The 26,567-nt window shown below is 30.1% G+C and carries 29 protein-coding genes and 1 riboswitch; of the genes, 2 read left to right on the top strand and 27 right to left on the bottom strand.

The genetic code is table 11. The features are described from left to right. Positions 1-10 precede the first annotated feature (10 nt). The 24 genes from KPL55_RS04315 to pta form a co-directional block, all read right to left on the bottom strand. Positions 11-1,168 (bottom strand): glycosyltransferase family 4 protein, encoded by a 1,158-nt coding sequence (locus KPL55_RS04315; protein ID WP_216305476.1) that lies wholly within the window; start codon positions 1,166-1,168, stop codon positions 11-13. Further along, positions 1,165-2,283: a glycosyltransferase family 4 protein gene (locus KPL55_RS04310; RefSeq protein WP_216305475.1), complete on the bottom strand. Its 1,119-nt coding sequence runs from the start codon at positions 2,281-2,283 to the stop codon at positions 1,165-1,167. Before KPL55_RS04310 ends, KPL55_RS04315 begins: the two co-directional genes overlap by 4 nt. Before the next feature lie 21 nt (positions 2,284-2,304). Then, the gene (locus KPL55_RS04305) at positions 2,305-3,228 is read right to left on the bottom strand and encodes an NAD-dependent epimerase/dehydratase family protein (RefSeq protein WP_216305474.1); all 924 of its coding nucleotides are present in this window, start codon (positions 3,226-3,228) and stop codon (positions 2,305-2,307) included. 21 nt (positions 3,229-3,249) lie between these two features. Next, positions 3,250-3,849, bottom strand: a complete 600-nt coding sequence (locus KPL55_RS04300; protein ID WP_216305473.1) for a sugar transferase — start codon at positions 3,847-3,849, stop codon at positions 3,250-3,252. A 114-nt stretch (positions 3,850-3,963) separates the two neighbouring features. Beyond that, a riboswitch (cyclic di-GMP riboswitch) is annotated at positions 3,964-4,046 on the bottom strand. A 129-nt stretch (positions 4,047-4,175) separates the two neighbouring features. Further along, a complete protein-coding gene (rnhB, locus tag KPL55_RS04295; RefSeq protein ID WP_216305472.1) occupies positions 4,176-5,006 on the bottom strand; it encodes a ribonuclease HII in 831 nt (276 codons plus the stop codon). A gap of 155 nt (positions 5,007-5,161) precedes the next feature. Next, positions 5,162-6,013, bottom strand: coding sequence for a ribosome biogenesis GTPase YlqF (ylqF, locus tag KPL55_RS04290; RefSeq protein WP_216305544.1), 852 nt, complete (start codon positions 6,011-6,013; stop codon positions 5,162-5,164). Positions 6,014-6,021: 8 nt separating this feature from the next. Then, the gene (gene lepB, locus KPL55_RS04285) at positions 6,022-6,534 is read right to left on the bottom strand and encodes a signal peptidase I (protein ID WP_216305471.1); all 513 of its coding nucleotides are present in this window, start codon (positions 6,532-6,534) and stop codon (positions 6,022-6,024) included. Positions 6,535-6,617: 83 nt separating this feature from the next. Further along, positions 6,618-6,965 carry a 50S ribosomal protein L19 gene (rplS, locus tag KPL55_RS04280; protein WP_216305543.1) on the bottom strand — a complete coding sequence of 116 codons (348 nt, stop codon included), beginning with the start codon at positions 6,963-6,965 and terminating at the stop codon, positions 6,618-6,620. Between the two features lie 122 nt (positions 6,966-7,087). Then, entirely contained in the window at positions 7,088-7,807 is a 720-nt protein-coding gene (gene trmD, locus KPL55_RS04275) for a tRNA (guanosine(37)-N1)-methyltransferase TrmD (RefSeq protein ID WP_216305470.1), read from the bottom strand. After that, positions 7,804-8,301, bottom strand: a complete 498-nt coding sequence (rimM, locus tag KPL55_RS04270; RefSeq protein WP_216305469.1) for a ribosome maturation factor RimM — start codon at positions 8,299-8,301, stop codon at positions 7,804-7,806. The genes trmD and rimM overlap by 4 nt, the downstream gene beginning before the upstream one ends. An 84-nt stretch (positions 8,302-8,385) precedes the next feature. Beyond that, entirely contained in the window at positions 8,386-8,613 is a 228-nt protein-coding gene (locus KPL55_RS04265; protein ID WP_216305468.1) for a KH domain-containing protein, read from the bottom strand. A 34-nt stretch (positions 8,614-8,647) separates the two neighbouring features. Further along, positions 8,648-8,890, bottom strand: a complete 243-nt coding sequence (gene rpsP, locus KPL55_RS04260; protein ID WP_071613237.1) for a 30S ribosomal protein S16 — start codon at positions 8,888-8,890, stop codon at positions 8,648-8,650. Positions 8,891-8,939: 49 nt separating this feature from the next. Next, positions 8,940-10,289, bottom strand: a complete 1,350-nt coding sequence (ffh, locus tag KPL55_RS04255) for a signal recognition particle protein (protein ID WP_216305467.1) — start codon at positions 10,287-10,289, stop codon at positions 8,940-8,942. 10 nt (positions 10,290-10,299) lie between these two features. Then, on the bottom strand, positions 10,300-10,662 hold the full coding sequence (locus KPL55_RS04250) for a putative DNA-binding protein (protein WP_312887210.1): 363 nt from the start codon (positions 10,660-10,662) through the stop codon (positions 10,300-10,302). A gap of 108 nt (positions 10,663-10,770) precedes the next feature. Then, positions 10,771-11,682, bottom strand: coding sequence for a signal recognition particle-docking protein FtsY (ftsY, locus tag KPL55_RS04245; RefSeq protein WP_216305466.1), 912 nt, complete (start codon positions 11,680-11,682; stop codon positions 10,771-10,773). Between the two features lie 51 nt (positions 11,683-11,733). Next, positions 11,734-15,288 carry a chromosome segregation protein SMC gene (gene smc, locus KPL55_RS04240; RefSeq protein WP_216305465.1) on the bottom strand — a complete coding sequence of 1,185 codons (3,555 nt, stop codon included), beginning with the start codon at positions 15,286-15,288 and terminating at the stop codon, positions 11,734-11,736. A 114-nt stretch (positions 15,289-15,402) separates the two neighbouring features. Further along, on the bottom strand, positions 15,403-16,500 hold the full coding sequence (locus tag KPL55_RS04230) for an elongator complex protein 3 (protein WP_216305463.1): 1,098 nt from the start codon (positions 16,498-16,500) through the stop codon (positions 15,403-15,405). Beyond that, on the bottom strand, positions 16,493-17,194 hold the full coding sequence (rnc, locus tag KPL55_RS04225; protein WP_216305462.1) for a ribonuclease III: 702 nt from the start codon (positions 17,192-17,194) through the stop codon (positions 16,493-16,495). Before rnc ends, KPL55_RS04230 begins: the two co-directional genes overlap by 8 nt. Positions 17,195-17,350: 156 nt before the next feature. Next, the gene (gene acpP, locus KPL55_RS04220) at positions 17,351-17,584 is read right to left on the bottom strand and encodes an acyl carrier protein (protein ID WP_312887213.1); all 234 of its coding nucleotides are present in this window, start codon (positions 17,582-17,584) and stop codon (positions 17,351-17,353) included. Between the two features lie 37 nt (positions 17,585-17,621). Next, on the bottom strand, positions 17,622-18,644 hold the full coding sequence (gene plsX, locus KPL55_RS04215) for a phosphate acyltransferase PlsX (RefSeq protein WP_216305460.1): 1,023 nt from the start codon (positions 18,642-18,644) through the stop codon (positions 17,622-17,624). 175 nt (positions 18,645-18,819) lie between these two features. Next, on the bottom strand, positions 18,820-19,005 hold the full coding sequence (gene rpmF / locus KPL55_RS04210) for a 50S ribosomal protein L32 (protein ID WP_216305459.1): 186 nt from the start codon (positions 19,003-19,005) through the stop codon (positions 18,820-18,822). 12 nt (positions 19,006-19,017) lie between these two features. Further along, positions 19,018-19,518, bottom strand: a complete 501-nt coding sequence (locus KPL55_RS04205; RefSeq protein ID WP_216305458.1) for a YceD family protein — start codon at positions 19,516-19,518, stop codon at positions 19,018-19,020. 213 nt (positions 19,519-19,731) lie between these two features. Then, on the bottom strand, positions 19,732-20,922 hold the full coding sequence (locus KPL55_RS04200) for an acetate/propionate family kinase (RefSeq protein ID WP_216305457.1): 1,191 nt from the start codon (positions 20,920-20,922) through the stop codon (positions 19,732-19,734). Between the two features lie 49 nt (positions 20,923-20,971). After that, positions 20,972-21,973 (bottom strand): phosphate acetyltransferase, encoded by a 1,002-nt coding sequence (pta, locus tag KPL55_RS04195; protein WP_216305456.1) that lies wholly within the window; start codon positions 21,971-21,973, stop codon positions 20,972-20,974. A 380-nt stretch (positions 21,974-22,353) separates the two neighbouring features. On the opposite strand from pta, the gene KPL55_RS04190 reads away from it, so the two are divergent. Then, complete coding sequence (locus tag KPL55_RS04190) at positions 22,354-23,577, top strand: nucleotidyltransferase (protein ID WP_216305455.1); 1,224 nt, start codon at positions 22,354-22,356, stop codon at positions 23,575-23,577. 126 nt (positions 23,578-23,703) lie between these two features. Beyond that, positions 23,704-24,882 (top strand): dipicolinic acid transporter SpoVV, encoded by a 1,179-nt coding sequence (spoVV, locus tag KPL55_RS04185; protein WP_216305454.1) that lies wholly within the window; start codon positions 23,704-23,706, stop codon positions 24,880-24,882. On the opposite strand, the gene KPL55_RS04180 is transcribed toward spoVV, so the two are convergent. The 3 genes from KPL55_RS04180 to rsmD all read right to left on the bottom strand — a co-directional run bounded on the left by KPL55_RS04180 (position 24,865) and on the right by rsmD (position 26,537). Beyond that, the gene (locus KPL55_RS04180; RefSeq protein ID WP_216305541.1) at positions 24,865-25,389 is read right to left on the bottom strand and encodes an ATPase; all 525 of its coding nucleotides are present in this window, start codon (positions 25,387-25,389) and stop codon (positions 24,865-24,867) included. The genes spoVV and KPL55_RS04180 overlap by 18 nt on opposite strands. 17 nt (positions 25,390-25,406) lie before the next feature. Beyond that, on the bottom strand, positions 25,407-25,889 hold the full coding sequence (gene coaD / locus KPL55_RS04175) for a pantetheine-phosphate adenylyltransferase (RefSeq protein WP_216305453.1): 483 nt from the start codon (positions 25,887-25,889) through the stop codon (positions 25,407-25,409). A 96-nt stretch (positions 25,890-25,985) separates the two neighbouring features. Further along, complete coding sequence (gene rsmD / locus KPL55_RS04170) at positions 25,986-26,537, bottom strand: 16S rRNA (guanine(966)-N(2))-methyltransferase RsmD (protein WP_216305452.1); 552 nt, start codon at positions 26,535-26,537, stop codon at positions 25,986-25,988. Positions 26,538-26,567 lie beyond the last annotated feature (30 nt).

Here is a 26,567-nt window from a genome sequence, read left to right as displayed (position 1 = left end):
ATTTCAAATATTAAATATCGCTCAATAAATTTGAATACAATGTCAATATTTTTTTCTCCATTATATTCCACGAAAACTTTTCGTCATAAGCTTTTCTACCATTTTGTCCCATCTTCATTCTCATACTTTCATTTTCTTTCATAAATAACATTGCATGAATAAACTCCTCAGCTTTATAGTCAATAGCTAGTCCCATATTATATATATTTATTAATTCATCAACGCCAGTATTATTACATACAACTATGGGCTTATTTAAAGCCATTGCTTCATATATCTTATTTGGTGCTGAAAATTTATGATTTATAACTTTTGGGTCATATGTTGCAAATAAAACATCACATTCAGATTCCAACTGCAATACATCCCTATAATTTAACTGTCCATAATAGTATATATTATCTGATTTTACAGATAATGCTTCAAAATAGTTTTCAAAACAACCAAATCCACCTATGTGTAATTCAATGTTATTGTAATTTGTTATTAACTCAGCTATTTCGATTAACAACCTGTTACTTTGAAGTATTCCAACATATACTATTTTGAACTTTTCATTTGGACTTTTACATATTTTACAGGTATTCTCTATAAAATCTAGATTAGGTGAATTATGAATCACTTCGACTCTTTTAGGGGTAGACTTTTCTATTTGTTTATAACGCCCTTCATTACATATAATCACAGCATCTGCTGAATTTATTATTCTTACATCTATACGTTCAACAAAATTTTTCATTTTTACTGGAATATGGTGCGAATGAATATAGTAGTCAAAAATATCATAAACTAGTTTCAAATTAAATATTTTTTTTATCCAAAAACAAGGAATGACAGTATCCAAATCACATGAATGTATTATCGAATACTGATTTTTTACAACTAAAAGTTGAAACAATATCCAGAATTGAAAGAGTATTAATTTAGGTAAACTTTTTAAACCATTTCCATACCCGCATTTTACATTAAACACCTTAAGTTCAGCTATTCCGTTATTTAATTGCAAATTTGAAGTAATCCTTAGTTTTTGCTCTCTATTCCACCCTAAAATAAATACTCTAAAGCCACCCTTTAGCGCTGTATCAGCTTCCTTTATCACTCTTGAATCTGATATTATTGAAGTAGATCTAATAAAAATTATGCCTTTTTTATCTTCACATATCTTCAATTCATACACTCCTCATAATTTTTCTTCATTTCTTTCATAACATTTTCAAGCGAGTAGATTTTAATAAGTTCAAGACTTTTTTCCCCAAATTCTTTTCTTAAATCTTCTGATCTATAAAGACTTTCAAGTGAACTACTAAACATTTCTACATCTTCTATATCAACAACATATCCATTTTCACCATTATGAACTAAGTCACGGTTACCCCTAACATCTGTAACCACAATTGGTAATCCCGTTGCCATTGCTTCCATAACATTAACAGGTAAGCCTTCTTGCCTAGAGGATGATACAGCAATATCAGACATATTCATAAGACATTCAATATCTTTTCTATATCCTAAAAAATGAACATTCTCCTGTAAATTAAGTTTATTAACCTGTTTTACATATTGTTGCGACAATTTTCCTGAACCCACGATTAAAAGTTTTATATTAGGAATTTTTCTACTTAATAAGTTAACAGCATCTATAATTAAATCTTGGTGTTTTCTATAGCTAAGTTCAGCTACATATATTAAAATAAAGTCGTCCTCTCTGTATCCATACTTTTTTCTTAATTCAGTTTTCTTTACAAGAGTTTGATTTTGAAATTTGTTTAAATCAATACCAATACCATTTACAATCTTTATAGACTTAGCTTTAAATTTATTATTTGTACACCTTATATAGTCCTCTTCGTTTATTGTAATCAAACAGTCTGTATATTTAGCTAACCATTTTTCAATAAGATAATAAACTGTCCAATTTATTAATGAAGCTCCCTTATAAAAATGAAATCCATGAGCAGTATAAATAACTTTTGTACCCATTGATCTCACCTTTCTTGCTGCTAATCTGGTTAATACTCCACCAATAGGTGTATTGCAATGGATGATGTTAAAATCATTCTGCTCTATTACTTTTTTTAAAGTTATATATGCATTTATATTTTTAATACTATATGGGGACCTCTCAAATAGAATATTATGCTTCACATCCACAAAGGGAATTTTTTCCTCCCCATTGCTTGCAACATGTACTTCATATCCTTGTTCTTTAAACCATTTAAGATAGGGTATATGAAAATTCAATATATGACTATCAATAGTAGCCGTAAACAAAACTTTTTTCATGCCATATCACCCTCTCTATCCTTATTTGAGCACCTTTTTATAATACTGAACCGTCTCCCTAACTCCATCTTCTAACTTAAACCTAACCTTCCAACCTAACGTTATTCTCGCTATCCTATTATTCAAATAGCTATGCTCTATATCCCCTTTTCTTTCATCCTTATATATAGCCTCTACATTGCTTCCTGCTATATCTCTCATTACCATAAACAACTCGTTAACAGTAGTTGCTTTATTGCTACTTATATTCATAATTTCATTATCGCCTTTATATAATGCAAGTATATTAGCTTCTGCTATATCCTTAACATATATAAAGTCTCGTGTTTGCTCACCATTTCCAAAAATAAAAGGTGGTTGATTATTTAATAATCTATCAACAAATATTGAAACCACACCCCCTTCTCCTTTGGAATCTTGCCTTTCACCATAGACATTTGCATATCTAAATATAGTATACTTAAGGCCATATAACTGTGCATATATTTTTATATAATGCTCTGGTGTGTGTTTTGAAATTCCATAAAAAGATATTGGATTTACCCCATGACTCTCCTCTACTGGAAGATACTTTGGGTGTCCATATACTGCAGCTGATGAAGGATATATTATTTTTTTCACTCCAAATTCTCTACAGCATTCTAAAATATTTATAGTCCCAATTATATTAGTTTCAGCGTCAAACACTGGTTTTTTAAGAGAGGTTTGTATATCTATTTGAGCTGCGTGGTGTATCACTATTTCTGGTTTTTCAACTTTAAAAATCATCTTCAACTTTTCCATTTCTGTTATATCACATTTATAAAATATTGCTCTATCATTTATATTGTCTTCTTTACCAGTAAAAAGATTATCTACTATGCACACATGGTGATTTAAGTCGATTAGTCTATCTACTATGTGAGAAGCTATAAACCCTGCGCCTCCAGTAACTAAAATTCTCATAAAATTACCCCTTTTATTTAATTATCTTGATCCATGTCCCGTAAATACTACTATTACAGTTTTAAAAATTATTTTTAGGTCATTCTTAAAATTTCTTTCTTCAATATATCTTAAATCCAAATTAAGCTTCTCACTCGGAGTCAAATCATATCCTCCATTAACCTGTGCGAGTCCCGTAAGCCCAGGTTTAACTTCCAATCTATTTGTGAAGCCTGGAATACTCTTTTCAAATTCATAAGTGAATACAGATCTTTCTGGTCTAGGACCTACTATTGTCATATCACCTTTCAATATATTATAAAGTTGAGGTAATTCATCTATTCTTGTCTTTCGTATAAACTTACCTATATTAGTTACTCGTGCATCATTTATATCTGCCCATTGTGGTCCATTTTTTTCAGCATCAAAACCCATAGATCTTATCTTATATAGTGTGAATGGCCTTCCGTATTTCCCTAATCTTTCTTGTGAATAAATAGGGTTCCCATTTGACTCTAAAACAACAAAAACACAGGTAATGATCATTACGGGCATGGCTATTATAGTAGCAATGATACATAGGATAATATCTGAAAATCTTTTGAGAAACTCATAAATTGCTCTGTTTTCTAATTCTTTCATTTATATTTAACCCATCTCCTTTATGGAGTAGTTTCAATATTATCTCCATATATTCCGAGTGACTTAACTTCCTATTGATAGAAAAAAATAAACTCCAATTGCATAGACGATTCTATGAAAAAGGAGTGGATTCACTACTAGCTCCTCATATTCAAAGTGACCAATTTAAAATATGATTCATTGCTTTCAATTATTTTATTCTCTTTTATTGGTATTTTATGCTGCTGTTAGAATTTTGTTACAATGTATTTTTTTACACTAAAATAAGCGCATAAATAAATTTATGCGCCTACTAGACCTCAAAGAATATTAATTTATTAATTTATTTATTTTTTATTCTGACTTAAAATATTTTTCAAAAAACTTCTTCTATGTATGGGAATTGGTCCAAATTTTTTAATCGCAAGTACATGTTCCTCTGTTCCATAACCAACATTCCTATCAAACCCGTAATTTTTATACTCATTATGATAATCAAGCATCAGCTCATCTCTATATACTTTTGCAATAATAGATGCACAAGCTATACTTATACTTAAGGTGTCTCCCTTTATTACAAATTCATTTAAGCCTGAGAAATTTTTTATTTTATATCCATCAGATAAAACCAAATCTGGTTTTACCTTTAACCCAGCGCATGATTCTATAAATATTTGATTATTACACCAACCAATACCTTTTTCATCAATCTCTTTATTGTCTATTGCAAAAATTTTATAGGCTACTGCTTTTTCTTTAATAATCTCAGCGAGTTCTTTTCTACAAGCTATTGATAATTTTTTGGAATCATTTGCTCTTAATATTAAATCTTTATCCTCATTAGCTTTTAAGTCTAATACCACTGCTGCCGCAACTATAGGTCCAGCTAAAGGCCCTCTACCGACCTCATCTACCCCAGCTACGTACTTATAGCTACCAAAACTTCTATCAAAATCATACATCTTTCTTACTCTTTGTATCTCTTTCTCTTTCAACTCAATTTTTTTAGACATTCTACCACCTAGCTTTTGAACCGTTTTTCTATTGTCTTTCAGCAACATATTTATTATATTTATTTTATCTTCATTATCGTAAACGTTTTCAACATTCTCTAAACTTAACACAAATTCACATATTTCTTTATAATTCATATTAGAAAAATCAATATTTAATTTCATAGTTTTTTCTCCTTAGTCTTAGTAATTTTCGCATGCATCGCATAATATATCTTAATTGGGCATCTTACAACTAACAAGATAACTTACCAGCTATCATTTAAGATGCCCTATATACCTAAAATAACATTCACACATAAATAAATCTTATATTAAATTTAAACTTCCTCTACTCTTTCTAAAGATATAGGCCCTAATTTCCCACCTCTAAATTCATCTAAAAGCATAACTGCGACTCTATTATAGTCAATATTACCCCTAGAAATTACAGATCCCCTTTTTTTAGCTATATTATCTAAATTGTCTAAAGGATTCTCCATGATTTCATCAAGTTTATATCTTTCCATTAGCCTTTGTCCATTATTAACTTGGAGTCTTTCTACTAATCTAAGTGCTAATTCCTCGATATCTATTACTTCATCTTTTACAGCACCTGTAAATGCCAAATTAAGTCCTACTGTCTCGTCTTCAAATCTAGGCCATAATACACCCGGAGTATCCATTAGTTCTATTCCTAAGTTAGTTCTTACCCATTGCTTACTTTTAGTAACACCTGGTCTATCCCCAGTTTTAGTAATGTTATTTTTCCCTAGTTTGTTTATAAAAGAAGACTTACCAACATTAGGTATACCAACTACCATAACTCTTATAACTATATTAACTAATCCTTTTTTTCTTTGTCTATCGTGCTTTTGTTTCAATAACTCATCAAGAGTTATTTTTATACTTTTTAGACCTTGACCTGTAATACAATTTACAGCGAGAGGCCTTACATTTTCAGTTGTAAGTTTTTCTATCCATTGTTTAGTCACTTTATCTTCAGCTAAATCACTCTTATTGAGCAAGATAACCCTAGGCTTATCTTTGCATATTTCATCAATTTGTGGATTTGCACTTGATTTAACTATCCTTGCATCTCTAATTTCTATTACAGCATCAACAAGTTTTAAACTTTCTTGAATTTGTCTTCTTGTTTTAGCCATGTGACCTGGAAACCAATTTATCGTCATTGCCATATTTATCTAATCCTTCCCATTTTATTGAATGGATAAAGCCTTATAACTGCTTTTCCTTCCAAAAGATTGAGTTTTACAAACCCTACATCGTGACTTCTACTATCTTTACTAAAATTTCTATTATCTCCAAGCACAAATATCGAATCTTTAGGTACCTCAATTTTATCAAAGTCCATCATAAAATTTTCATTTTTATAGTACTCATTAACAATTTTATCATTTATGTACAATGTATTATTATTAATTTTAACTGTATCTCCGGCAACCGCTATAACCCTTTTTATTAATCTTTGACTAATGTCTGCAGGATACTTTATTACTACAATATCGTTTCGCTTAGTAGCAGTAATCCTCTTTGATATTTTTTCAAGTACTAATTTATCATTATTTTGCAGTGTAGGTAGCATAGACTCACCATTTACTATTACTATTTGAAACATGAAATTTATAATGAATACAGCAATTATAAGTGAAATTGCTATAGATTTTGCTAATTCAAAAATCTTTTTTATCAATATAAACACCCACTTAAAATTTAATTATTTATAGAAAATTAATTATTTTTAAATGTAAAAAGGGACTTTTCAGCCCCCCATTTTTATCTCATTCTTTCTTTAACCTTAGCAGACTTACCTACTCTATCTCTTAAGTAGAATAGTTTAGCTCTTCTAACTTTACCGAGTCTTACAACTTCGATTTTATCTATTACTGGAGCATTAACTGGGAATGTTTTTTCAACACCAACACCAGATGCAACTCTTCTTACTGTGAAAGTTTCTCTTGAACCACCGTGTTGTCTTTTTAAAACGGTTCCTTCGAATACTTGGACTCTCTCCTTGTTACCTTCACTAATTTTGATGTGAACCTTAACAGTATCACCTACGTTAAATACTGGTAAATCAGTTCTGATTTGTTCTGCTTCTATTGCTCTTATAATGTCTAACATGTGCATTCCCTCCTAAATTTTATTGTGACGTTCTTGACCATTACATTATGACAGAGGACCGTCCGTACTAGCACAAACTCTACTATACCATAACAATGAATATTTATCAACATAAAACGTTGTTATTCTATGTTTGCTTTACTTAATAGTTTTTTATCTTCCTTGGTAAGATTAAGTTTCTCAAATAGGTCAGGCCTTTTTTGCTTAGTTATTTGAAGTGATTTAAGCCTTCTCCATTTGCGTATGTTCTCATGATGTCCAGAGATCAATACTTCAGGTACACTTTTCCCTTCAAAACACTCTGGCCTTGTATAATGAGGGTACTCTAGTACGCCATCATAAAAAGATTCTTCTGTAAAACTCTCAACGCATGATAATACACCTGGAACTAACCTACAGATGCTATCTACTATTGGAATGCATGCCATTTCTCCACCAGTCAAAACGTAATCACCTAAGGAAATTTCCATGTCTATATAGTCATACGTCCTCTCATCAATACCTTCATAATGGCCACAAACAAATATTAATTCTTTTTCCTTGCATAACTCTTTTGCCATATTTTGGTTAAACGTCTTTCCCCGTGGTCCCAAAAATATTACCTTCCCAGAATTATTCAATTTGATATCCTTAATACAATCAACTAACGGTTGAGTTTGCATAACCATACCAGCTCCACCGCCATAGGGATAATCATCAACTTTCTTATGTTTGTTTGTTGTGTAATCTCGAATATTGTGCGATGAAATATTAAGTAAACTTTTCTCCATTGCTTTTCCAATCATACTATAATTGAAAACGTCAAACATTTCAGGAAATAAAGTCAATATATCTATTTTCATTCTTGCCATTCTTTTACTGGCTTAATCACAATTTTGCGTTTAGTAATATCTACACTAACTACAATATCTTTAAGCACTGGAATAAGTACTTCTTCTTTATTATTCCCCTTAACCCAATATACATCGTTTCCTGGTGTATGAAGAACATCAAATACTTTTCCAAGCTCAACTCCAGCATCATCATAAACTGAGCAATCAATCAGATCAGCCACATAATAACTATCCTCTTCTAATTCAACCGCATCTTCTCTTTTAACCATTAAGAACTTATTCCTATATAACTCGGCCTGTTCTATGCTGTCTATACCTTCGATTTTAAGTATTCCTCTATCGTGTTGAAGTTTACAACCTTCAACTTTTCTGAGCTGTCCATCAATATACACACTTTTTAATGTTTTAAATCTTTCAAGATCATCAGTTAGTGAAAAAACTTTAACTTCACCCTTTAATCCATGTGTTTTACCTATTTTACCTACACTCATAAATTCTTCCATCTAAAATCCTCCTTCCATAATCACTCTACTAGATATACCAAATTTAAAATTTAATTAAAATAAGAGTTAGGTTGAACCTAACTCTTACTTTATTTCAACAACCACTTTTTTATTTTCTTTTACAGCAGCTGCCTTTACAACAGTTCGAATAGCTTTCGCAATTCGCCCTTGTTTTCCTATAACTTTACCCATATCACCATGTGCGACTGATAATTCAAGAAGTACCATATGCTCATGTGTTATTTCGTTTACTACTACCATCTCTGGTTTATCAACTAAATACCTTGCCAATACTTCAAGTAACTGTTTCATGGAAAACTCCTCCATTCATTACTTACAAACTGTTCTAGTTGACTGCTATTTTGCTAAGTAACCTTTTAACTGTATCAGATGGTTGTGCACCATTCTTCATCCACTTAGTTGCTTTTTCAACATCTATTTTAATAGTAGTTGGTTCTGTAGTTGGATTGTAGTATCCTATTTCTTCAATAAATCTACCATCTCTAGGAGATCTTGAATCTGCGACTACTACTCTATAAAATGGAGCATGTTTAGCACCCATTCTTTTTAATCTTATTTTAACTGCCATGTATATCACCTCCTTAAATGTAATTCTAGTTTTTATCCAAGTTGTTTTATTAGAAAGGCATTTTACCAAACATACCTTTTTTACCAGGTTTTTGGAATCCTTTTGCTTGCTTCATAAATTTCTTTGACATCTCGAAATCTTTTAACACCTTATTAACTTGTTGTACCAAAGTTCCTGACCCATTAGCAATTCTTTTTTTTCTAGATGAAGATCCACTAACTAAGCTAGGATGTTTTCTTTCTGATGCCGTCATTGACCTTACAATAGCTTCAACTTTTCCCATTTCTTTTTCACTCTGAGAAAGATCTATACCCTTTAATTCTTTTTTATTAGCACCTGGCATCATTTCGATTAATTTATTAAGTGGTCCAAGTTTTTTCATTTGTTGCATCATTGCTAAAAAATCATCTAAATTAAATTCTTGAGACATCATTCTATTTCCAAGTTCTTTGGCTTCATCTTCATTTATAGCTAGCTGTGCTTTTTCTATTAATGAAAGTACATCACCCATACCAAGTATCCTTGAGGCCATTCTATCTGGATAGAAGACTTCTAGATCATTCATCTTTTCTCCGGCTCCAACAAATTTTATAGCTTTACCGGTTATCGCCTTAATTGATAGTGCAGCACCACCTCTTGTATCTCCGTCCAATTTAGTCAAAACAACTCCAGTTATATCTAGCTGAGAATTAAAACTCTCTGCTACATTTACTGCATCCTGACCAGTCATAGAATCTACAACAAGTAATATTTCACTTGGAGTAACACTTGTTTTTATATCTTGAAGTTCATTCATTAAATTCTCATCTATATGAAGTCTTCCTGCTGTATCTATTATAACTACATTGTTACCATTATCTTTAGCAAATGCTAATGATGCTTTTGCTATATCTACAGGACTAACTTTATCTCCCATAGTAAATACAGGAACATCTATTTGTTTTCCTACTACCTGTAACTGCTTAATTGCAGCTGGTCTATATACATCACAAGCAACCAATAATGGTTTTTTGTTTTTTCTTTTCATTGAAAGAGCTAGTTTTCCACCCATTGTTGTTTTACCAGCACCTTGAAGTCCAACAAGCATTATAACTGTTAGCCCATTTATTGAAAACTCCAATTTACTTTCTGTATTTCCCATTAAATCGGTCAACTCTTCATTAACAATTTTTATAACCTGTTGACCAGGTGTAAGACTCTGCATTACTCCATTACCTAAACATTTTTCACTAACCTTTTTTACAAAATCCTTAACTACCTTATAGTTAACATCTGCTTCAAGTAGTGCAAGTTTAACTTCTCTCATTGCATCTTTAATATCTTTTTCGGAAAGCTTACCCTTACCTTTTAATTTTTTTATGGTATCCTGTAACTTAGAAGATAACCCTTCAAAAGCCATAATAAACCTCCTAAATATTTTCAATAATCTGGGTTTTTATATCACGTATAATTTGACTCATTTCTTCATCTTTTATACTATTTTGCAAATCATCTAATTTTAATATAATATTTTTTAGGTTTTCTTTAAGTACATGCTCTTTATTTAGTAATTTTAATTTTTCCTCATATACTAACAGCACGTTATCAGCTCTTTTTATGGTATCATGAATAGCTTGCCTACTAGTATTATTTATCTCTGCTATTTCTGATAAAGATAAATCATTATTAAAATACAAATCCATTATGTCTCTTTGCTTTTGTGTAAGCAGTTCTCCATAAAAATCTAGTAATAAGGATATCTCAAATCTTTTTTCCATTTCTTTTTCTTGCATATAATCACCGACTCACAAATCATATATTATCAGAGTTTATTTGCCCTGTCAAGTACTTTTACTTAACAGGGCATTTATTTTATATGAATTAGTATTTTATAGCTATTTTCAGAATAATGCTTCTACAAAATCTCTTGGATTAAATTCTTGTAAATCATCTATACCTTCACCAACGCCAATATACTTAACTGGTATATTGAGCTGATTTTTTATTGATATTACTACTCCACCTTTAGCCGTACCATCTAATTTAGTTAATATAATACCGTCGATTGTGCATATCTCCATAAATTGTTTAGCTTGTTGTATTCCATTTTGACCCGTGGTACTATCAATAACTAGTAAAGTTTCCATTTGAGCTTCACTATATTCGCGCTTAATCACCCTATCTATTTTGGCAAGCTCATCCATAAGATTCTTTTTATTATGAAGTCTACCTGCTGTATCACAAATCAACACATCAATTTTCCTTGCTTTGGCTGCTTGAACAGCATCAAAAACTACAGCAGCTGGATCAGATCCCTCTTGATGTTTCACAAGTGCAACGCCTGCCCGAGTACTCCATACCTCTAACTGATCAATTGCTGCGGCTCTAAATGTATCTGCTGCTGCTATTAAGACTTTATGTTTACTATTCTTAAAAATCGAAGCCATTTTACCAATTGATGTGGTTTTACCAACTCCATTAACTCCAATTACCAAAATCACTCTGGGCAACTTTTCATTCTCAATCAGATTTTCATCATTGCCTAATATATCCATTAAAACTTCTTTTAAACATGGTATAATTTCTGCTGGGTCTTTAATTTTATATTCCCTAACTCTTTTCCTAAGTTTTTCAATTACATAAACTGAAGTCTCTACACCTATATCTGATGTGATTAATATTTCTTCTAGTTCTTCATATAAATCGTCATCAATCACCACCGCTAACTTTAATACGTCACTGACTTTGTCTGCAATACTATTCCTAGTTTTGCTTAACCCATCTTTTAATTTATCAAAAAATCCTCCAAACATTTTTAATCCTCCTTGGTCATCTTTTAGCATAAAGTGATTATTATTATTTCTTTACTTTTTAAAGTCTACAGATACTATTTTTGAAACTCCCTTTTCTTCCATGGTAACTCCATACAAAACATCTCCAGCCTCCATAGTTCCTTTTCTGTGTGTTATTATAATAAACTGAACATTATCCGAAAATCTTTTTAAAAAATCTGCATATCTAACTACGTTTGCATCATCAAGCGCCGCCTCTATTTCATCTAAAATACAAAAAGGTGTTGGCTTCATCTTTAATATTGCAAATAGTAAGGCAATTGCTGATAAAACTTTTTCACCACCAGACATTAGATTTATGTTTTGAAGTTTTTTACCTGGCGGTTGAACATTAATATCAATTTTAGCTGTAAGTTCATCTCCATCTGTAAGTATTAGGTCTGCACTTCCACCTTGAAACAATTCCATGAATGTTTCATTGAAATTTTGCCTGAGAATTATAAAATTCTCCGCAAATATTTTTTTCATATTTTCAGTCATTTCTTGTATCACAGTTAATAATTCATTTTTAGCAAGAACTAAGTCTTCCTTCTGACCATTCATAAAAGTAAACTTCTCTTTGACTTCTTTATATTCTTCAATAGCACTTACATTAATTTTACCAAGTAAAGATATTGCAGCTTTAAGCTCAATTATCTCTTTACGTAGACTAACAATGTCCTCAATTTCACTTTTATATTGTAATGCTTCTGCATATGTTAATTCAAAGTCCTCATTCAATTTTAAATAATAATTATCCTTTTCCATTCCTACCTTAGCAAGAGAAAGTTCACATTTGTGCTCTTCTTTTTCAGTTTTTTCAAGCATTAGTGAAACATCATCTAATTGCTCTGTACTTATTTTTATATGTTCTTTAATTTTAATTCTTTCAATCTCATTATCTTCAGATTCTTTTTCCATTTTTTCAAGAACTATTTTTATTTCAGTTACTTTACTCTGTGAAATTTTAATTGCCAATTGACTTATATTTTTATTTTTAATAGCTTCTTCTATTTCTCTAGAAAATGCAATTATTTTTTGACTATATACTAACATTTCCTCTTTTAATCTTTGAATTTCATAATTCTTGTTATTCATTGCTTCATCAATTTGAGCTTTTTTTATCTTCGCAGCAATAGTTAATTCCTTAATGCTTTCGATTTCTTCTAATTTATCTTTTAATTTAAAATCAACTTTATCCAAATCTTTCTGCGTTTCATCTTTCTCTTTTTTTAATTTTTCCATAGATATATTAGTTTCTTCTATTTCATTATTTGCTTGATTTAGTTTACTTTCCTGAGTATTTTTTTCATTACTTGAATTTTTAATATTATTATTTAATCTATTTATTTCATTTTCTATTGCATTTATTTTAGCTTCAACCTTCGTAATTGCAATGTTTTCAAAATGAATTTCATCTTTAATATTTAAGTTCTCTTGACCTAACTTTAAAATTTGAGCTTTACTTTGTTTTATTTTTTCTAAGTTAATAAGTGCATCTTTCTTATATACGCTTAAATCCTTAGCTAACTCTTGAATTTCTCTTTTTCTTCCAATTATACTTGAAGTCTTTGAATAAATACTTCCACCAGTTAATGACCCACCAACATTAATAACCTCGCCTGTTAAAGTTACAATTTTATATCTAAAATTATTGCGCCTAGATATTTCAAGAGCAGAATCCATATCCTTACATATAATTGTACGACCTAAAATAAATGCTATAACTTCACTAAACTTCTCCTCATAACCTATTAATTCACTAGCAATTCCAACAAATCCATTACTATTTTTTGTTTCATGATCAACTGTAATCTTTTTACCTTTAATAATATTAAGAGGTAAAAATGTTGCACGGCCTAAATTATTAACCTTCAAATAATTAATTAATGTTTTAGCCACTATTTCATCTTTAGTTATTATGTGTGAGATAGTACCGCCCAATGCAATTTCTACAGCTACTTCTAGATTCTTTTCAACTTTTATTATTTCTCCAAGCACAAAACATTCATGAATATTTCCTACTTTTCCTTCACTAACATGTTGCATTAAATTTTTTACTGATTTATTATAACCTTCATGTTTTTTTTCTAATGCTTGAAGTACATTAAAGTTGGCTTCTGCTTTATTAATTTTAAAATTGCAGTTTTTCATAATTTGCTCATCAGTGGTTAAAATATCCTTACAGCTTAAAGTCTCTTTATTATTCTCATTAAGTTTAATCTGATAATTAATTATTTTGTCTTTAAGCTCTTTCATATCTCCCTGGAACGTTATTTCTGAATCTTTATTAATATTTATTGAATTACTAAAGTTTTCAATAGTATTTTTTAATAAATCTATTCTCGCTTTAGATATATCTATATTATTATTTAAAATTAATAAATTATTACTTGTTTTAATAGTTTTATAAAGATTGTTTTGCTCTTTTTCCTTTAAATTTTTAGCTTCATTACTTTCAATAGCTATATTTTCTTGAATACCTTTAATTTTTAATTCTTCCGACTGAATTTTTTCTATAATTTCTATTTGCATATTCTTTATATTGTTTATTGCATCATCTTCATTATTAATATTAGATTTAAATTCCGAAACTCTTTTATGAATCTCATCGCTGTCGCTTGTTGTTTTATTTATGACCTTTTCTAAATTTCCTATTCTCTCATTTAAAATATTTATTTCTGAGACATTATTTTGATAAACCAACTTATTATCATAATATAATTGCTTTTTCTGCTGACTTTTACTCTCAAACATTTCAGACTCACTACTGGCTAATTGGACATTTTCTCTTAACTGCTTTTTATCCTCAGTATTTTTTAATATTTCTATATTTAATTTAGTCGATTCGTTTTGTAACGTTTTAACCTTTTGTTCCACTTTATTAATGGAATCGATTATTATGCTAACCTCTTTGCTTTTCAATTCTTCGAAAAGTTTTAAAAAATTCTTTGCTTTTTCACTTTCATTCTTTAATGGTTCTAGTCTTTCTTCATAAGTACTTAAAATATCTTCTATTCTAACCAAATTCAGATCTGTATTGTCCAATCTTTTTTCTGCTTCTTCTTTTCTAGTTTTAAATTTAACAATTCCTGCAGCCTCTTCAAAAAGTTTTCTCCTTTCTTCAGTTTTGCCGCTTAAAATAGCATCAATTTTGCCTTGCCCTATAATTGAATATCCTTCTTTACCTATACCGGTATCCATGAATAGTTGTTGGACATCTTTCAATCTACAAGATGTGTTATTTATTAAATAATCACTCTCTCCCGACCTATATAACCTCCTAGATATGGTTACATTCGCATAATCGATATTTAGTTCATTCTCACTGTTATCAAGTGTAAGAGAAACTTGTGCAAGCCCAACTGGTCTCCTGAATTGTGTACCTGCAAAAATAACGTCCTCCATCTTATCGCCACGAAGGCTTCGTGCACTCTGTTCACCTAGTACCCATCTAACAGCATCAGATATATTGCTTTTACCACTTCCATTAGGTCCTACTACCGCTGTAATGCCCTTCTTAAATGTTAATTCTGTTTTATCTGCAAAGGATTTAAATCCTCTTATTTCAATAGATTTTAAGAACATTAAAACACACTCCTATATTTTACCTAGATAGTACTGGTAATATGAAACCTATAATGAAAATTATAACTATACCGTAGACCATTACCTTTGTAAATTTATCTCTTTTTTTCTTCTTCATAATTCACCTCTTAATTTATTTTTAGCCTTTGCATATTCATATATAGTCATTATAATACATTTATTACCTGTATCAATACCAATACTTCCTCGCTGAATGTGGTCGTCTTGGGATACATCTATTATAATTGACTTCATTTGTTTTTTCATATTATTAAAATAACTTTTACCATTAGCATAAAGTTTTGAAATATCTTTTGGATTAATTTTCACTAAAACTTTATTAATATTAATGTTCTTTTCAAAATCGTTAGTAATAACATCATATAATAAATCATTATATAAGCTACCTTCAACGAGTTCCCTAAATGCAGGATGAAATGGTCCGGCTATTAAATCATTTCCTTCAGAAATCTCTTCAGTTGGCTGAAGTCCTATTCTAATCACATTAATTTTATTTGCAACCATCATAATATACATAATCTTACTTATGTTTACTGCTTCATTTAATGAATATGGATTGAATTTCTTATCTATATACATTCTCTCCATTTGTGTATCCTTAATTATAAGAGCGGGATATATTCTACAAATATCTGGTTTAAGTGCGATAACCCCTTTAGCAGTTTCAATATCTTTATTAATATTGTCACCAGGAAGGCCTATCATCATTTGATGTCCTAGGATAAATCCATACTGCTTTATAAGCTTAGATGCCTTCTCTACATCAAGTGTAGTATGCCCTCTCCCTGATTGTAATAACACCTCATCATCTAATGATTGTACCCCTAATTCTATAATATCTACAGAGTATTTTTTTAAATTGATTAATATATTATCGTCAATATAATCTGGCCTCGTAGACAATCTAATATATTTTATTTTATTATTATCTTTAAACTTCTTTGCGACAGTTAAAAGTTCTATCTGCTTTTCCATTTTTATGGCAGTGAAGGTTCCTCCGAAAAATGATACCTCGATTACAGCATCATCTTGCTTTATTGTTTTTAAATACTCATTTACCGTTGTCTCAACAAACATTGAATCAACTTTTGACGATGTACCCGTTATGCTATTTTGATTACAAAATACACAATCATGTGGGCAACCTTCATGAGGAACGAAAATAGGAATAATGTAATGCGAATTACTCATTTACATCCCCCTGACGAGTCATAACCTCTTTTGCTGCATTTTGTTCTGCTTCCTTTTTACTAAAGCCTTGCCCAGATCCTTTTATCGAATCATTTATTAATATATTAACAAAAAACTCTCTTCTATGTGGTGGTCCTTCAAACTTTACAAGTTCATAACGAATATTAATTTCTCCATTTTGCTGAAATATTTCTTGGAGTTTAGTCTTATAATCCAGTACTATCTTATTACTGATTGCTTTCTCAATTGTTTCCTTAAAGTTATTAAGTATAAATGTCCTAGAATACTCAATCCCTTTGTCCAAATATATAGCCGCAATTATTGCTTCAACACAATCAGCCAGTATTGAAACTCTATCTCTACCACCAGTTATTTCTTCACCTTTGCTCATATTCATATACTTTCCTAGATCCCAACCCGTTGCAATATCGCATAATGAATTCTCACAAACGATCAAGGACCTGATTTTAGTTAAAAAACCCTCTGGTTCCTGTGTAAATCGTATGTACAGATATTCAGATATTACAAGTTGTAATACTGAGTCACCCAGAAACTCAAGTCTTTCATTAAACCCAACTTTTTTCTTCTGATTTGCGAAGGAACTATGGGTTATTGCTGTTTTTAATAGTTCTTTATTACTAAAATCTAATTTAAGTTCCTTCTCAAGATCCTGTAATTTTATATCATTTTTCATAATTATTACTCCTTATCGGAAGTTTATTTAAAAACTTTTATCAATATTTAAAAAAGATTCTTCAAGTTTATTATTCAATTTACTTAATTTCCTATAGTAAATTCAAAAATAAGCTTGAAAAAAAAACCAAGGCCCCGATTATTTCGGAGCCCTATGTTATTCCTCTGAGTGGGCTTTAATATATTCTACTATATCTCCAACTGTCACAATTTTTTCAACGTCTTCATCTGGAATTTCTATCTCGTATTCTTCCTCTAACGCCATAATTAATTCGACTATATCAAGGGAATCAGCACCTAAATTATTCATAAAAGAGGATTCCATTTTTATTTCTTCTTCATCTATGCTTAATTGTGATGCAATGCATGCTCTAATTTTTTCAAACATAATATTTTCACCTCCTTTGCTTTATATGTTATAACAATTATTATAAATCTTGATTTGTCTCTTTTTCCTGCTCAGATAATTTTTTTATTTCAGCTTTTAATTTCTCTATAACATTGTTATCGTAAAATATTGTGGCCTCTTTAATTGAATTCTTAAAAGCCTTTGCATCTGAGCTTCCGTGAGCTTTTATACAAATTCCATTTACACCAAGAAAGGCAGCCCCACCATATTCTTTATAATCAAAATCTTTTTTAAACTTACTAAAAACTGGTTTTAATAGAATTCCACCAATTTTAGTTTTGAAGGATTTCATTATTTCCTCTTTCAGCAGCTCAAATATTGTAGCAACTGTGCCCTCATATAATTTTAGTATTACGTTTCCTGTGAAACCATCGCAAACTAAAACATTAACATTTCCACTTGGTATTTCTCTAGCTTCAACGTTTCCTACAAAATTCACATCCGCTTCTTTTAATAATTTATGAGTTAATTTTGAAAGTTCATTACCCTTTTCTTCTTCAGTTCCTATATTTACAAGGCCGACAGTTGGATTATTAACCTTTAAAATATTTTCAAAATATATTTTTCCCATAAGTCCAAATTGAACTAAATAATGAGGTTTACATTCTGCATTTGCTCCAGCATCTATTATCATAAATGGTCCTTTTTTACCAGGTACCACTGGAGCTAAAGCAGGTCTATCTATGCCTTTTATCCTTCCTACTATTAAAGTACAACCAGCTAAAAAAGCACCCGTGCTTCCAGCTGAAATAATAGCATCCGCCTCACCACTTTTTACAAGGTTTAATGCTTTAACTAAACTAGAGTTCTTTTTACGTTTAATCGCCATTACGGGATGTTCATTTGTACCTATAACTTCTATAGCATCAATAATTTTAATTTTATTATTGTCATAACTATACTTTTTTAGTTCAGCCTTAATTAAATCCTCTGGCCCTGTTATTAATATGTTTATGTTATATTCTTTTATAGCTGCAACACAACCCTCAACCACAGAACTTGGAGAAAAATCTCCACCCATTCCATCTACAACAACTACCATTCTAAACCCCACTTTAAATGTGCCTTATAAATATATAGTATTAATATTTATTTATCTTTATTATATACCATATTGTTTAAATATTCCTAGCATTAATAATGTTAGCAGGGAATATTATTATACTTTTTTTATATTTCCCTTAAAAAAATAAAAAGAAAGTCTTTCGACTTTCTTTTTATTTTGCTTCCATAACAACTACTTCTCTATTTTTGTAATATCCACAGTTTTTACATACTCTATGAGCAAGCTTCATATCGTGGCATTGAGGGCACTCAACTATTCCTGGTAAACCAAGTTTAAATGTCTGCGCTCTTCGAGAATCTCTTCTACCTTTTGAAAATTTTCTAGCAGGATTTCCCATTGTAACACCTCCTTAATCAGTTGAAAACAAATTTTTTAATTTTGCCAACCTTGGATCAACATCATCAAATTCACATTTACATGTACTATGATTTAAATTGATACCGCACTGATGGCATAAGCCTTTACAATTTTTATTACAAAGTTTTTTTATAGGCAGAATAGAAATGATATTATTTTCAACAATTTCATTTAGATCTAATCTATCATCTTCAATAAAAATAATATCCTCATCTTCACTCTTTAGAGTTTTCGATAGTCTTTCATTTAATTCAATATGTATTGAATAAGAAAAGGTCTCAAGACACCTAGAACAAGCAAGTAATAGTTCAGTCTCAATATTCCCAGTTAACTCTATTTCGTCACCATCAGGCTTCAAAAGTAAATCTAACTTAACTGGCTTAGAAAACCCTATAAATTCATTATCATAGAAAAACTTTTCTTTTTCTAAATCTAATTGAATTTTTTTTCTTGTTTTTTTATTACTAAATAATTCTGAAATATCTATTAACATACTATCCACTCTGAAAAACTAAATTCAATTTGGTTTTTCTCATATAAAGAAAATGAAAATCTTTATACCTTGTATAAATAAATATACAGCTCGAGCAAAGCTTCTGCGTCCCTCCTAACTAAATTGTTTTTTACTTACATCAAACACAGTTTATTATATAAACAATCCAGTAAAAAGTCAAGATTTATTTATCATAGTTCTTAGATGATTTTATTATATTAACTCTAATGTATCTCTTGCAATTACTAATTCTTCGTTTGTTGGTATAACAAATATTTTAGTTGTTGAATCATCAGTGCTAATTTCTGCTTCTTTCCCTCTAACATTATTCTTAGCATTATCTATAGTTGCTCCTAAAAATTCTAGTCCTTTACAAATCTGTTCCCTAGTTTCTGGAGAGTTTTCACCAAGGCCAGCAGTAAATACAATAGCATCTACTCCGCCCATTACTGCAACGTAAGAACCTATAAATTTCTTAACTTTATAGCAGAATACATCAATTGCAAGTTGTGCTCTATGATTACCATCTTTCCATGCAGCATCTTCTATATCTCTAAAATCGCTGCTAACTCCTGATATTCCGAACACTCCAGATTCTTTATTCATCATATCATTTACTTGTTCAATTGTAAGATTTTTTTCTTTCATAATATATGTTAATATAGCTGGATCTATACTTCCGCATCTAGTTCCCATAGCTATTCCCTCAAGTGGAGTGAACCCCATACTTGTTTCTACTGATTTACCATTTTCAATGGCAGCAGCACTTGCTCCATTTCCTAAGTGGCAAGTAATTAATTTTAAATCCTTTATATCCTTGCCCATCATCTCTGCCGCTTTGCTTGAAACATATCTGTGAGATGTGCCGTGGAATCCATATTTTCTAACACCGTATTCAGTATAAAGGTCATATGGGAGTGGGTATATGTATGCAACTTCTGGCATTGTTTGATGAAACGCAGTGTCAAATACAGCTACCATTGGCACACTTGGCATAAGTACTTTACAAGCATTGATTCCAATTATATTAGCTGGGTTGTGAAGAGGTGCAAGTTTTGAACATTCTTCTAAAATCTTCATTACATCATCATTAATTTTAACTGATTGCGCATATTTTTCTCCACCATGAACTACTCTATGTCCAACAGCGCCTATTTCTGATAATTCTTTAATAACTCCGTGCTGAGCGTCTATAAGTGCTCCAATTACTAATCTAATAGCATCTGTATGATCCTTCATTGCTTCTTGAATAATAAACTTTTCACCATTAACCTTTTGTGTTAATTTTGATCCTTCTATTCCAATTCTTTCTACAAGTCCAAGTGCTAAGCATTTTTCATTTTCCATGTCTATTAATTGATACTTAAGTGATGAACTTCCACAATTTATAACTAATATTTTCATAAAATTTGCCTCCCTACTTTATATTAATATATGTTTTTAATATGTAAAACTATTTTTGAGTTTGAGCTTGCACTGCAGTTACTGCAACAACATTAACTATGTCTTCTACATTACATCCTCTTGATAAATCATTTATAGGTTTTGCAAAACCTTGACATATTGGTCCAATAGCTTTTGCTTTAGCAAATCTTTGCACTAATTTGTATCCAATGTTTCCGGATTGTATATCTGGGAATATTAAAACATTTGCGTATCCGGCTACTGTACTGTCTGGCGCTTTTAGATTTGCTACAGAACATACAATAGCAGCATCTAACTGAAGTTCGCCATCAATTTGTAAATCCGGTCTAGCAGCTCTTGCAATCTCAGTAGCTTTTACTACTTTATCAACAAATTCATGTTTTGCACTTCCTCTAGTAGAAAATGATAACATTGCAACCTTAGGTTCAAAATCACATAATACTTTTGCATTATCTGCAGTACTAATAGCTATATCTGCTAGTTCTTCTGCACTAGGGTTTATATTAACAGCAGAATCACCAAATAAAAGAAGTCCGTTTTCTCCAAAATGATTGTAAGGCAATTCAATTATAAAGAAACTTGAAACTATCTTCATTCCTGGTGCTGTTTTAATTATTTGCATTCCTGGTCTAAGTAAATCTCCAGTATAATGTACTGCTCCGGAAACCATTCCATCGACTTCTCCCATTTTAAGCATCATAGTTGCAAAATAGACAGGGTCTTTTACTGTCTCTGCTGCTTTTTCTATAGTCATGCCTTTCTTTTTCCTTAACTCATAAAATTCTTTTGCATAAATTTCAGCTTTTTCAGAAGTTATTGGATCAACGATTTCTATACCTTCAATGTTAACTCCGAATTTAGCAGCTTTTGCTTTAATTACACTTATATCCCCGATTAATACTACCTCCGCCAATGATTTGTTTTTGATTACCTCACTAGCTCTTATAGTTCTTTCTTCTTCACCTTCTGGAAGTACTATTCTTTTTTTATCTGCTTGTGCTTTTAAACATATTTTCTCTATAAATGTCATTCTTATATCTCCTCTCAGTTATTATTAACTTATAATCATTAATAATATACAATATTAATAATATACACCTTTTCACCTACACATTTCAACATAAAATATTAAAATCATCACCATTCAATATATTCAATCTATTCTTAATTTTCGCTCTTTTTAGCTTTATACATTAGTATATTTACTTTTATTAATTCGTTTTATACTATATAATATACCAGTAACACTTGTTTTAGTAGCATTCCCTAAAGTGCTATTTAATTATCGCTTTAATCAAAATATGTAACATATTTTTTAATAATTTCTCTTTATATATAAAATATTAGCTTACGATTAATATAAAAATAATATATTTAATTTATTAATAAAAGCTTTCTTGAGGTGAATTAATGAATATTTCCGGTATAATTGTTGAATATAATCCATTGCATAACGGTCACGTATATCATATAAATAAAACCAAAGAACTAACAAATTGTGATGCCTTAATTTGCGTTATGAGTGGAAACTTTGCTCAACGTGGAATACCATCAAGTATAGATAAATGGACGAAAACTAAAATGGCATTAAATAATGGTGTAGATTTGGTAATAGAACTACCTGCTATTTATAGCATATCCTCAGCAGAATTTTTTTCATATGGCGCTGTCAGTCTTCTAAACAGTCTTGGAATAGTAAATAATATTTGCTTTGGTAGTGAACATGGAGATATTCATGATATATACACCATATCTAATATTTTACTTGAAGAACCCATCGAATTTAAATCTATGTTAAAATCCTATTTATCTAGTGGTATTGGTTACCCCTTAGCAAGAGCTAAAGCGCTTTACGATTACTTGAAAAACTCTGACAAAGATTTATCAAACTTATTGTTAGGTGATTTTTTAAATTCTTCTAATAATATACTTGGTATAGAGTATTGCAAAAGCCTAATCAAATTAAATAGTTCTATTATCCCCTACACCTTAAAAAGACAAGGAGCAGCTTATGACAGTAATTTATTAAATAATGAATTTTCAAGTGCTAGTGCTATAAGAAAATTTGTGAAAGAGGATGGCTCTTTATCAAATCTTGCCGGTCATGTACCAAATTCAGTATTAGATGAGATTCAAAAGATATATTCTAAGAATGGCAAATTTATATCTGAAGATTCAATGTTCCCATTCATTAAATATAAATCTGAAACATCAAAGAATACTTTGGTTAATTTGCCAGATGTGTCTGAAGGTCTCGATAATAAGATTATAAAATCCTTACAAAATAGTCTAAGCTATTCTAGTGCAATGGAAGCTATAAAAAGTAAGCGTTACACTTATAGCAGAATCAGTAGAATATTATGCCAATATTTTATAGGGTTTGATAATTTTAATACAAACGAATTAAGATCTATGCCTTGTCCCTATGCTCGGATTTTAGGATTTAATTCAAATGGAAAATCAATTCTAAAATCAATTAAATTGAACAGTAGTATTCCACTTTACACTAAAATGCCTAAAGAATTAAATGATACCATGAGGTTAGATATACAGTCTACTAAGGCTTACAGTATTATAAATAGCAGCATAAATCCTAATAGTGATTATTTGATATCCCCTATTATTATAGAATAAAATAAATGCTACTATCTTTAATAGATAGTAGCATTTATTTTATTTTAAATTAGTGTTTTCAACACATAAGTTTATTAAGATTCAAATATATTTAATACAGTAATACTTTGAAAAGGGGTTTAGCATTTGAAATTACTATTAATTATATTACTAATTTTAATAATACTATTATTAATTAAACTATTTAAAACTTTGAAGATAAATTTATCTATAACATTAATTTGTTCTCTTATTATTCTTCAAATAATATTAGACCCAAATATTTGTATCCAATACACCATATCCGGTGCAAAGCTATTTTTCAATGCAATTTTCCCTTCTCTTTTCCCGTTTTTAGTAATAATAAATATTATAATAAGCTATGATGGCATTCATATTTACTCTAAACTATTAGGTAACATTATTTGCAAACCTTTGAAATTACCAAAAGAATGTAATTTTGCGCTTTTAATTAGTCTACTATGTGGTTATCCCTTGGGTGCAAGATATACCTGCGACCTATACGAAAAAAATATAATTGATTTGAACACCTGCGAAAGATTGCTAAGTATTGCTTCTAATTCAAGTCCTCTATTCATTATAGGATCAGTAGGTGCTTCTATGATGTTAAGTAGTAAAATAGGTTATATATTATTACTATCTAATATTATATCTTGCATTTTTATGGGATTTATTATTCCCTCAAGGAATTCTTTTTTTAGAATCAAATATAGAAGTAGAAGTTCATCAATAAATATTAAAACAAATGAAAATATTGGTATGATATTAAAAAGCAGCATCGAAGACGCTATGAAAAACTCCCTAAGCATAGGTGGTTTCATCGTAGTATTCTCTGTACTTACAGGAATGATTAAAGATAATGCCTTATTTAACATTATCCTTAATAAGCTTTCCTTAATTATTGGCTCTTCTAGTAATTTCATAGAAGGTTTATTGCTCGGAATGCTTGAGATGACTAACGGATGTTTTTTAATAGCCTCTAGTAATTCAAATCTATATGTAAAACTTCCAGTTTTGAGTTTTTTAATTGCTTTTAGCGGTTTGTCTATCATTTCTCAAGTTTATAGTTACACATATAAATATGATATTTCTATAAAAAAATATATAGCTCGAAAATTTATTCAAGCTATAATATCATCAATCTTAACAATTATATTATATTTTATATTTCTACATACATCATCTGTATTAACTTTTAATAATATGGGTACCTATAAAAGTAGTAATTTATACTTTCTAATATTATTAATTTTATTTGTACCACTACTACTTATAAAAATAATTAAATTATTTCATACCTCTTAGTTCTTTTACATTCTCTCTTATTGAGGTTGTTGTATCCGTAACCTCTCCTTGCAAAGATATTAAAAAGTCTTGAACATCCCCTTTAATCTTATGGAGCATTTTCTGACCTTTTAATTCAATCTCTTTATCTAACTGTGATAATATTTCATCAGCATAGTCTTTAGCCCCTAGCCTCATAATTTTGGCATCCCTTTGAGATGATGCTATAATTTCTTCAGCTCTTGTCTGTGCTTCTTTGACTAAATCTTGCTTTTCAACTCTTCTTCTTATTTTATCAATAGTCTCTTCTTCAAAATTCTTAGCTTGTTTTTGTGCGTCAACTAGAATTCGCTCTTTTTCATCACAAATCCACTGAGCCTTCTTAAACTCATCTGGCAAGTGATTTATAATTTGATCTATTATATCCATTATTTCTTTTTTATTTATAACAGCTTTACCTGTTACAGGTATTTTAGATGAACTTTCAATAATTCCTTGAAGATATTCTAAAAGTTTAATTACATCCATATCCATATTTCCACCACCTATTTTAAATTAATTTTCTTTATAATGTCTGGAATTATTTCTTCAGGTACTAACCCATTAATTACTCCACCAAGCATTGCAACCTGCTTAACCGATGAAGAACTTATATAGCAATACTCCGCCTTTGCCATCATAAATATAGTTTCCTTGCTTGGATCCAATTTATTGTTCATTGATGCCATTTGAAACTCATATTCGAAATCTGATACACTTCTGAGCCCTTTCACAATTACTGTGACGTTCTCCTCATTCATTAAGTGTACAAGTAACCCACTAAACTTCTTAACCTTTACATTAGTTAAATTTTTCACTATATTTTTTATTTGTTCAACCCTCTCATCTACAGAGAAGAGACATTTTTTCTCTGGGTTAACAACTACACCTACTATTAATTCATCAAAAACTCTAGACGCTCTCTCAATAATGTCTAAATGTCCATTCGTTATTGGATCGAAACTTCCAGGGCAAATTGCTTTTTTCATGTTGTTCCTCCATGTCTTCCTTTGGATAGATTACAATTACAATTGTTACCATCCATGTATTTACTCCAAATGAGCTACTAATCCTTTAATATTATCTTACTTGTATTCATAAAACAATACAGTAGTGTTACCATATTTTCTTGAACTCGAAAGCTGAATAATAGAATTACCTTCATATATTTCCTCTGACGAATCTATTTTACAAACAATCAATCCATCTTTTCTTAAAAGACTATTTGCACCAATTATTTCAATAGCTGGTGGAATCATTTCTTTGGCATATGGTGGATCTATAAAAATTAAATCAAATACAATTTTATCATTTGCAAACTGTTCCATGTATTTATATGTATCACCTTTTAAACATTCACATTTATCGTTAAACTTTAGATTATCTACATTTTTTTGTAGCATTTCAAATGTAGTATCCCCCATGTCAATTAAATAACATTTGGACGCTCCTCTACTTGCTGCCTCGAGTCCTAAGCTACCTGTACCCGAAAACATATCTACAACTACAGCTCCAACTAGCCTATTTTGAATTATATTAAACATAGCTTCTTTTATTCTATCTAATGTTGGCCTTGTTCCCATTCCAACAGGCGATAATAATTTTCTTCCTCTTGCATTTCCTGCGATAATTCTCATACGTTTATTCCTCCATCTAAGCAAGTTTCG

It is taken from the genome of Clostridium lacusfryxellense (assembly GCF_018861735.1).
GTDB lineage: Bacteria > Bacillota > Clostridia > Clostridiales > Clostridiaceae > Clostridium_AD > Clostridium_AD lacusfryxellense.
The sequence above is the reverse complement of the archived record's forward strand: the minus strand, read 5'-3'. Positions and strand labels throughout refer to the sequence as shown.